This window comes from Simiduia sp., from assembly GCF_058345725.1.
Genome location: NZ_JBTUOC010000054.1, coordinates 107,478 through 116,578, shown reverse-complemented (window position 1 = coordinate 116,578; position 9,101 = coordinate 107,478). Strand labels below are relative to the sequence as shown.

General features: G+C 45.1%; 9 protein-coding genes. 3 read left to right on the top strand and 6 right to left on the bottom strand.

Translation table 11 applies throughout. The features are described from left to right. From ACW8F6_RS12805 to ACW8F6_RS12795, 3 genes are all read left to right on the top strand, one after another. Positions 1 to 724, top strand: a 724-nt coding sequence (locus ACW8F6_RS12805) for a M3 family metallopeptidase (protein WP_491576262.1), incomplete at its 5' end; no start/stop codon positions are given. 175 nt (positions 725 to 899) lie between these two features. Beyond that, positions 900 to 1,757 (top strand): HDOD domain-containing protein, encoded by an 858-nt coding sequence (locus ACW8F6_RS12800; protein ID WP_491576261.1) that lies wholly within the window; start codon positions 900 to 902, stop codon positions 1,755 to 1,757. Positions 1,758 to 1,824: 67 nt separating this feature from the next. Beyond that, a complete protein-coding gene (locus ACW8F6_RS12795) occupies positions 1,825 to 2,628 on the top strand; it encodes an HDOD domain-containing protein (protein ID WP_491576260.1) in 804 nt (267 codons plus the stop codon). A 269-nt stretch (positions 2,629 to 2,897) separates the two neighbouring features. On the opposite strand, the gene ACW8F6_RS12790 is transcribed toward ACW8F6_RS12795, so the two are convergent. The 6 genes from ACW8F6_RS12790 to ACW8F6_RS12765 all read right to left on the bottom strand — a co-directional run bounded on the left by ACW8F6_RS12790 (position 2,898) and on the right by ACW8F6_RS12765 (position 8,755). Then, the gene (locus ACW8F6_RS12790; RefSeq protein ID WP_491576259.1) at positions 2,898 to 3,362 is read right to left on the bottom strand and encodes a GNAT family N-acetyltransferase; all 465 of its coding nucleotides are present in this window, start codon (positions 3,360 to 3,362) and stop codon (positions 2,898 to 2,900) included. Between the two features lie 132 nt (positions 3,363 to 3,494). After that, positions 3,495 to 3,944, bottom strand: a complete 450-nt coding sequence (locus ACW8F6_RS12785; RefSeq protein WP_491576258.1) for a hypothetical protein — start codon at positions 3,942 to 3,944, stop codon at positions 3,495 to 3,497. A 166-nt stretch (positions 3,945 to 4,110) separates the two neighbouring features. Next, complete coding sequence (locus tag ACW8F6_RS12780; RefSeq protein WP_491576257.1) at positions 4,111 to 4,590, bottom strand: hypothetical protein; 480 nt, start codon at positions 4,588 to 4,590, stop codon at positions 4,111 to 4,113. Between the two features lie 943 nt (positions 4,591 to 5,533). Beyond that, the gene (locus ACW8F6_RS12775; protein ID WP_491576256.1) at positions 5,534 to 6,109 is read right to left on the bottom strand and encodes an SMI1/KNR4 family protein; all 576 of its coding nucleotides are present in this window, start codon (positions 6,107 to 6,109) and stop codon (positions 5,534 to 5,536) included. 75 nt (positions 6,110 to 6,184) lie between these two features. Beyond that, positions 6,185 to 6,697 carry a P-loop NTPase family protein gene (locus ACW8F6_RS12770; protein ID WP_491576255.1) on the bottom strand — a complete coding sequence of 171 codons (513 nt, stop codon included), beginning with the start codon at positions 6,695 to 6,697 and terminating at the stop codon, positions 6,185 to 6,187. 1,143 nt (positions 6,698 to 7,840) lie between these two features. Further along, on the bottom strand, positions 7,841 to 8,755 hold the full coding sequence (locus ACW8F6_RS12765) for a hypothetical protein (protein ID WP_491576254.1): 915 nt from the start codon (positions 8,753 to 8,755) through the stop codon (positions 7,841 to 7,843). Between the last annotated feature and the right edge of the window lie 346 nt (positions 8,756 to 9,101).

The following is a 9,101-nucleotide window of genomic DNA, read 5'->3' as shown; positions in this document are numbered from 1 at the left end:
CGTGGTAGCCAATCACCAGAACATTCCCAAGCCACCCGCAGGCGAGCCCACGCTGCTCACCTACGACGAAGCCAACACCATGTTCCACGAATTTGGCCACGCGCTGCACGGCATGTTCTCCAACGTGAAATACCCCTACTTCTCGGGTACCTCGGTGCCGCGCGACTTTGTGGAGTACCCCTCACAGGTCAATGAGATGTGGACCTCAGATCCAGAAATTTTGGCCAACTACGCCAAGCACTATAAAACCGGCGAACCCATGCCCAAAGAACTGTTGGACAAGGTATTGGCCACCGAGAAATTCAACCAGGGCTTTGCCACCACCGAGTACCTGGCTGCATCCTTGATCGACCAGGCCTGGCACCAGCTTACGCCAGACCAGGTACCAGCGGCCGACAAGGTCACCGACTTTGAAGCAGCCGCGCTGGAAAAAGCCGGTGCCAAGCTGGATACCGTGCCTCCGCGCTACCGCTCCACCTATTTCTCGCACATTATGGGTGGTTACTCGGCCGGCTACTACGCCTACATCTGGAGTGAAGTACTCGATGCCGACACCGTCGAGTGGTTTAAGGAAAACGGCGGTTTGACCCGTGCCAATGGCGACCACTTCCGTAAAACCCTGCTCTCCCGTGGCGGCAGTGAAGATGCCATGAGCGTGTTCAAAACCTTCCGCGGCGCCGAACCTAATATCGCGCCCCTGTTGGAGCGTCGCGGCTTGAACTAAGCCCTGCGACACACCCGTTCGACCCACACAGCCGGCGCTCGCCGGCTGTGTTGTATCTAAGCCCCCAATTGCGGGCAATCGCCAGTCCTGCTTACCAGCTGCCCGACAGCGGCTTTCGGCTAAGCTCTCATCTGCTAAGCTCCTTGTAAGTCTCCGCGCGTATAGAGCTCAACCCATGTCGGTAAAAGCACCGGAATTTGCCATCTACAGCAATGTCATTCAGCAGGTGATGAAAGGCGAAGAACAGCTGCCCAGCCTGCCCGCCATCACATTGCGCATTCGCAAAGCCCTATCTGACCCCCACACCAGCCACAATCAACTTGCCAACCTGCTAATGCAAGACCCCAGTTTGTCTGCGTTGATCATGAAAACCGCCAACGCCGCTATTTACAAAACCGTGGCGCCGGCGAAAACCCTCAACGATGCCGTGCGACTGCTGGGGCGCGAAGTAATTGATCAGATCGTTATGACGCACAGCGTTAAAAGCTTGTTTGTCATGAAAAGTGCCGGTCTAAAGCGCTTATTTTTATTGAGTTGGCAGCGCCAGGCCGTTAAAACAGCCATCTGCATACTGCTGACACAAGCCACCCACTTTAAGCCAACTTTTCAACCGGTCACCGGTTGCTTCCTTAGCGAGATCGGCACGCTGGCGGTACTCTCTGCCTTCAACAATCATCCAATGGAGCCCTCGCAAGCCGACTACATCAAACTCTGCAAAAGTTACAGCAAGTCTTTGGGCCTTATTTTGCTAAAAAAATGGCAGCTCGACGATGTCTATGTGGATATGATTCGCAATACCGGCAACTGGCTGCTACCCAGAGCGCCCGCCATTTCAGCCATGGAAATTATTAACCTGGCGCTCTACCATTCGCTGGTTATTTTTTCGCACGCGGAAGATTTGCCGCCCCTGCAGGCGCTACCAGCCTACAAAAACCTGCCCGAAAAATACCAAAAGCTGGACGATTTTGGTCTGCTGCAGTTAATTAGCCAGCACGAAGATGCCATCGCCGAATATATTGACACGCTGCGTTAACACACTCCCGACGAGCCAAAGTACACAGAGCGTCAATTACCAAATATACCGACAGGTCATCACGCAAGTGGTGCGCGATCAGGAACAACTGCCCAGCTTGCCATCCATTACACTGCAACTGCGTTCGGCACTGCGGGACCCAAATTGCACCATTGCGCGCATGACCCACATGGTGATGCAAGACCCAGGCTTGGCCGCACTGATAATGAAAACAGCCAACAGTGCGCTTTACGCGCGTCCCGCAAAAGCCTGTACCCTGAGCGATGCCATGCGCATGTTGGGCACAGAAATGCTGCACGAGCTGGTAATGTTTCACAGCGTCAAGAGCTTGTTTGTGATGCGCACACCGGGACTTAAAAAATTGTTTGTGCTAGGTTGGCAGCGCCAGGCCCAAAAAACCGCCGTCGGAATTTTACTGACTCATTTAACAGGCTTTAAGCCCGCTTACCTCCCAGTAACCGCCTGCTTTTTGGGCGAGCTGGGATCGCTGGCCGTGCTGTCGGCTTTTCAGGGCCAAAGTCAGGTACCAAATGTAGCCGACTACATCACGCTGTGCCGGGAATTCAACAAGCCACTGGGCACGGTGCTACTGCGCAAATGGCAACTCGACAGTATCTATATCGACATTGCACGCGACACCGGTAATTGGACCATGGATTGCGGCGATACCCTAAGCCTGCAGGATCTCGTCCACCTGGCGCTTTACCATGCACTGTGCCTGTTTAACAAGGTGAACAACCTACCGCCCTTGAACATGATGCCAGCCTACGAAAAATTGCCCCCTGCACTCAAACCGCTAAACGCACAGGGATTACTGACCTGCGTCGCCGAGCGAAAAAATGCCATCTGCGAATACCTTGGCCAGCTATAAACTCCTCCCCCTAGTGGCGCAACTTTAAATACTTAATAGGCAAGGTTTGAACGAAGCAACGAAGATGACATTTAGAGGGTGTAGCAAGAAATGGGCGGTTAACACAGCAAAACTTCGAACGTGAGCTAGGGAAATAGTCAAGCATCAAAGTTACGATTTAGAACACACAACTCAAGCTGACAATGGCGAGGATCGATACCGTAAAGCGGGCTTAGCCCCGTATTCGAGAGAACCTTTACAATGTAGCACTTGTTACAATGTAGCACCTGTTAATCGGCAATCTGTTTGCACATAACGTCAACTGTCACATCTTTGTATTCGCACCGCTCCAAATGACGCCAGCCGATTTTTTCATAAAGCGTTGAAGCAAACTCTGTGTAGAGATACCAGGTTTTAGCACTTGAGCGAACAGCCTCGGCTTCACACCGAGCGATCAATTTACGTGCTACGCCCTGATGCCGAAAGGCCTCTTTAACATACACGGCGGCCAGCCAAGGCGATAAATCCGGTTTGGTGACCATGTCATTCTGTACGATCGCCGCCGACCCCATCAACTGATCGCCAGACACCGCAATAAAAATTGAGGGAATACCCTCAAGTTTCGCGGCTTTGGCAATTGCCTTGGCTCGCCCTTCCAAAGTCAGCGCGGGGTTTAAATGCTGCCACGCTGCATGGTGCAGCTCAGCCAACTCCGCGATAAACGCTTTATTTTCAGCCAGCGGAACGATCTTCACGGTTTTTACCTTATAACGTTATAAGTAAGTTACATGCTTAAACGCACACTTTACTTCGCTTTATAGGAATAACACAACTTCATATCCTATTCGGTATAGACAAGATGACCAATACGTTGACCCTACTAACACCTACCTGCATCGGCCTTTTGTCTCGACAACATATTGCTTAACGTTAACTCTTACCGGTGTTCTATTTGGATTAGCGGCAGTCGGATCATACCTACTACCATCAATAATCTTCATACCGTCCGCAAGTGAGTTAAGGGTTGCTAGGTTAAGCTCCGGCTCGCCTTCAATACTTAAATACTCTCGCTCATATATCCGGCCTTTTGAATCAATCTGGAATGAAAACACTGCGTACTTGTTTTCAACAAAATTTGAATCCCTGCCTTCCACCAAAGTTCGACAATTTCCATTACTACCTATGAAAGTTGTCTTAAACACCTTGGGAGCACCAACTAACGACCAGTAGTTTTGTAACTCACTTTTAGTTATGTTGACAATATCTCCATTCAGCGTAGGCTTTGAAGCACAAGCGGTTAAAAGAATTAACAGAGTAAAAGTACATATACTTTTCATAGCACTTATTAATTAAATCTAGGTAAGGGAATAGGAAAAAATCAGGAATTGCATCGCCAATAGACCAGACACCATAAAATATGTTTTATGTATCTGGTCTATCACGAAGCTAAGATAGGACCTATTGAGTCAGACAAATACGCAACGAGCTCTTAAATCTTTCAACTTATGAAGAAAATATTCCAGAAAACTTTCCTTTGACTTTCTCTGGAACAACAGAAAGCCATTTTCTAACAACCTCTTCCTCGTCGATGTCTTCGCCAGATTCGTAGTCAACCACACCAAAGAAGTGCTTCCCTTCGCTGTTTAAAGCATAATATTCCGTGACGCCATATTCGTGAGTAATTTTCCCATACGCTTCAATCCCGACGCCACTTTTTACCAACGGCTGCATAGCATGCATCCATTCGTCGCCAAATATAGAAATAGCTATGAAGTCATTTTTTCGTTGCAGGCCTTCATGAGGGAAATCATTACCCTCACTGAATGACAATAGCGGATGTAAATTCTTTGTCGACTCCATTCCCGCGGCGCGGAATACCTTCGTAACTAAATCCCAACTGATCGAGTCTTCTGATGCCTCTAATAGATCCATCAACTCCAAGTCAGAAGATCTAATTAAAACATTTCCCCAAGCTTCAGACATAAACTTTCCTTGTAAACCACTGATTATATTTTAAACAAAGCGATTAAGTTGCAGGCTCATTTTGGCGCAACAATAGTAATAATGATCCTCTGCTGGCTGAGTCTACTCCCCTCTTGTACCTTACTGATTTACCACATAAAGTACAGCTAATAATATCAAAACAAATCCCATACAGGCTATAAAAGAAGGCGTATTATTTCTCGCAATTTCGTTTATATTCGCCCGCATAAGCTGCTTTTCAACATTACAGATATGATCACCGCAACCCCGACAATAGCTATCTTTGATACAGATAAACTCCAAGCAGTGTATACACCTATAGATATCTCTTGTATTCCATGGAAGCGCGCCAACAACAGAGTGCGGCTGTGATCGCATCATTTTAATTTCGTGAACAGTAAAACGCTTACCACAACCACGGCAGTAGGAATTACCCTCCGCAACAATACTTGAACAGCCAGGACACCTGTAAATATCTGCTAGAGTTCTAATTTTTCTCCTCCAAAATCTAATCTAACGACTAAATATCAACTGATAATTCACAGCATATTGAGACTCGACAACTGATAGAAGGTCAAGGGATTAACTTCCTTGAGATTAGGCATTAATCAATTTTATGAAGCCTGACCCAATGATTCTCTGGCAAGTTGTTCAATTTATTTTTATACGAGCCCTAGTATAGCGGAGACCACGCGCTTTACGCGTAATAAAAAACGAACCAAGAGACGCATATTCCGGTTACGCGGCCTATCAGGTTTGTGCAATTCACGTGGGATCTAAGGGTTTCAAGAACAGGCTACTCTCAGGCGCCGCAGCGCACCTTGCATGATACCTTTCGTTTACCATTGAACTAAGGGCTCCAAAAGCTGTGCTGCGTGACTAGCCACGCCTGAGATTTCCAGTGGTTCATCGGCACTGCATATTTGCTTCGTCGCTGCGTTGATTACGCATTATCTATGCTTACGATAGATTCATACTCGTCACTATAGATATACTTTCTATCTTCAATATCTTGAACATATTGAGTAAACCATTCTTTGAAAGATTTTCCCTTTACTTCTCTTTCATCATCATCGTGCCACATGGTAATAACCTGGCCATAATGCCCACCTTCAGCAGGGTCTAGGTCTATACAAAGATGATTACCACCGCCATCATAGGTAAAGGGTATCCATTTTTGGTTCCACCAATCGGATTTTACGCCATTACCACGGTCATACTCTTTGTCGCCATCAAAATCCTCGAAGTCTCCCCCATCTAGGAGACCTTTCCAGACATTCCATTCATCAATTATCCTATCTGTAGAAAGAAGCTCTTGCCCGTCAACAAGCCAGCCTGACTCTCCTGCTTGGCCGTTGTGTACTTTCAAAAACGCTTTAAAATCCTCTGGAAGCGTCACTGAAAGGCTTGCTTCTAAATCTTCGATACTCCTATCAGATGCGGGTTCATTTAAATCATCAAGGCCTTCTTTAAAATTTTTACCCAACCAGACTTTAAATCTATCCCATTCTTGCTTCATTTATCGATTCCCTCTATAGCCATAGCGCCGTCACCACGCACTTGTCGATTGGGTGGATCTAGCTAAATACATTTATTATATATTTCGATCCACAAAACTATTCAGCTCAGCAACGGACTTAACTATATATAATGATTTTTCAACTGACAGCATTTCCAATTTTCCGGTGAAATCATCATTCCAAAATTTAGGACATACCCTCAGAGTCTTATAACTCTCTAAAGTCCCTTTTAGTACCGAACTACCATCAGGCCATCCCTCTGGTTTTACAAAAAGTCCTTTTAGCAGCCTCTTAGTCACAAACCAATAGCTCATTAAATATGGCAAGTCTACATAAACCAATGTATCCGCCGCTGCTAGGCGCTGACCAAATGAACTTATTGGCCCAAACCCATCAATTATCCAATTTTCAGACGATAAAATTCTCTCATGTACTTCATCGAATACTTTAGGATCTACCAAGTCCCCATTCTTTTCGTACACTATGGAGTCTAGTTGGTACAGCTGTATACCTGTTGCCGACGCTAGCGCTTTGCTTAACGTAGACTTTCCGCTGCCTGGCTTACCAAAAACCGCTATTTTATTCATACTGCCTCCTTTAAATAATTATCCCATGAGGCAGAAAAAGAAAACCCACCTCTAGGGGCAGGTTTGACAAATTAAAACGTATAAAAACACCCACCACTCCTAAGGAATGACGGTGATAATTCGAGATTCTTTCTGCGTAATATTTAGATTCATCGGTCAATACTGCTAGAGGTATATAATATTGTCAACCGCGACTAGAATGAATATGTTCGCGTTAGCACATACCCCTGCAAGCGAGAATACTTACTTGTAGATTTATTGATAGCGTAAATTTTGTTCTGGTCGAGATGTTTTAAGTCACCATGGCATATATCAACAATAAGGGTTCACACCAGCTTTGCGAAGAGCTAATTTTTTAGCTCGAAACGCAATTCACGTTGACTTTTACAACTTTCCACTCCCGTCAGCAGCATATAGTTTCGCGATGACGGGCGCACCAACTAGCGGAACCGAGGTCTTGCACAAATGCAGCTACACATAAACGAACGGCTTCCCATATAAATTCTGGGTAAAAGACTTCACCTATATTTGCTTCCCTTTGGGATCTTAATACTCCCTAAGCCGTGTGCGTCAAATCAGCGATTTAATGTACTCCGCCCCCTTTTTCCCTTGATGGTCGCTGGGAGTTTGTTCATTTTCTTTTTATACGAAAAGTAAACGAACCAAAAGAAACGTACCCCGACTACGCGCCCTAACGGGTTTGTTCGCTCCAGGTAGATTTTAGGGGTCGCGAAAACAGGCTCCTGCCTGATCGTCGCTCAATTGGGCGTCCTGCCCAATTGCCCCCTAAAATCAACTCTCCGCTCACCGCTGCGCAAGGGGCCCCAAGTGCGGTACTTCGTAGTAAAGCACCAAATTTATATCTAGCGATGAGCCAGTAAGGCAGAGCACATCAACGCCTTACTAAGAAGCGCTTAAATGCTTTGCTAAAATTAGCAACGAAGGATCGCAAGCCAAGCGTTTTGCTTCCTTTTGAGTAACTTGTTAGTTGCCAGGAAACTCTGCCATCTGCCAAAGTTCACCTGATGGACCCATAGAAAAATTTCTTTACCCCAACGCTCTTCTTGAATTGGATTATACTTAAACTCAATACCCTGTAAGCTTTTTATCCATTCATACGCTTAATTTCGGGCCATTAAGTATCTATAAACTATTCTCTTCTTCATATTTTTCTTGGATATTTGTAGTTATCAACATACTAATTTTGCTTGCACTTAACTTCATATAATCATCATGTCTCGACAAAAATTCCACATCTCTACTGTGAATAAAATCAGAATCTTGGCTGGCAAACCATAAATCTCTACATTCTCGAGGCACGCTATTGCTTGTCACTCCATCAATAAACACGTCTACAAATTCTTTTCTTTCAGGATCTAACTGTAAATTTTCTCTGTCACGCAGCGTAATAAATAGATCCTGCAACAAACACTGTTGCTTTTGTGACCCAACATGTAGCTTCAAGTCAAAAAACACTGATGGCAACCAATTAAATACTGAAAGCCAAAAACACACTAGCTTAGCATGAAACAATCCAGCGGTATGATTGCTCCCTTTTAACCAACTTAGTATATTAGATATAGAAGTCCTATGAAACTCGACTATATTTGGCCTTAACAAAGGATGAACATCCAATCGAAAATTTAAAAAATCAAAAGATACAGTTGTAATTTTCTTTCCGTAACAGAAATAGAACAGATCAACCGTTAATTCGAACGGCCACCCATAATTTTCAACCTGAAAGCCTTGATCCTGCCCTAATTCGCGAAGTATACCAGGAAGCTTTATTTCAAAATCGTCCTCTAGCCATAACGGAAGCTTATTGCTAAACCAATCACCCCACACTTCGATATTCTGAGCTGGACAAAATCTAAAGGCCTTAAGGTAATCTTTAGCAAAAACACCATATTTTCTATCGTTACCATATTCAAATTCTGCCTCAAAAAACATAGGCTTGAGCCATTCTAGCTCTTGTCGCGAAAATGTCTCACTGGCATTCATGACGAATCTATCCCAAACATCGCTTCTATCTAACATAGATATATTTTCTACAGACATATATTAGTTCCACACATTGATCAGTGTCTTGCATTACTGCTTTAATCTTCTCTATAAACTCTTCGCTTCCGGGTACTTACAGCGAAGAAAGAGCAGCTTGTGAGCGAAAAGTAAAACAGAGGTGTAAAGACACGCATTAGGTAATCTCAGCAAGGATCTGAGGGGGACGTTAAGCTGCCGCGAATGAAAAATAGGATTCTCATATTCTTCTGCATAACGAGGCTGTAGAAAAACAGTTTTAAAATGTATCGCAATGGGCGGCAGCGCTTCGAGCGCGTTCACCCTGTTGACAGAGAACGACTTATGGGTGACCCCTTGAACTTACTTGATTAATGAGGACCGTCCA

What these genes read in the sequence shown, in the direction of transcription:
- ACW8F6_RS12800 (WP_491576261.1), top strand. Translation starts at nt 900, where the DNA reads ATGTCGGTAAAAGCACCGGAATTTGCCATCTACAGCAATGTCATTCAG.
- ACW8F6_RS12775 (WP_491576256.1), bottom strand. Translation starts at nt 6,109, where the DNA reads ATGAAGCAAGAATGGGATAGATTTAAAGTCTGGTTGGGTAAAAATTTT.
- ACW8F6_RS12780 (WP_491576257.1), bottom strand. Translation starts at nt 4,590, where the DNA reads ATGTCTGAAGCTTGGGGAAATGTTTTAATTAGATCTTCTGACTTGGAG.
- ACW8F6_RS12765 (WP_491576254.1), bottom strand. Translation starts at nt 8,755, where the DNA reads ATGTCTGTAGAAAATATATCTATGTTAGATAGAAGCGATGTTTGGGAT.
- ACW8F6_RS12785 (WP_491576258.1), bottom strand. Translation starts at nt 3,944, where the DNA reads ATGAAAAGTATATGTACTTTTACTCTGTTAATTCTTTTAACCGCTTGT.
- ACW8F6_RS12770 (WP_491576255.1), bottom strand. Translation starts at nt 6,697, where the DNA reads ATGAATAAAATAGCGGTTTTTGGTAAGCCAGGCAGCGGAAAGTCTACG.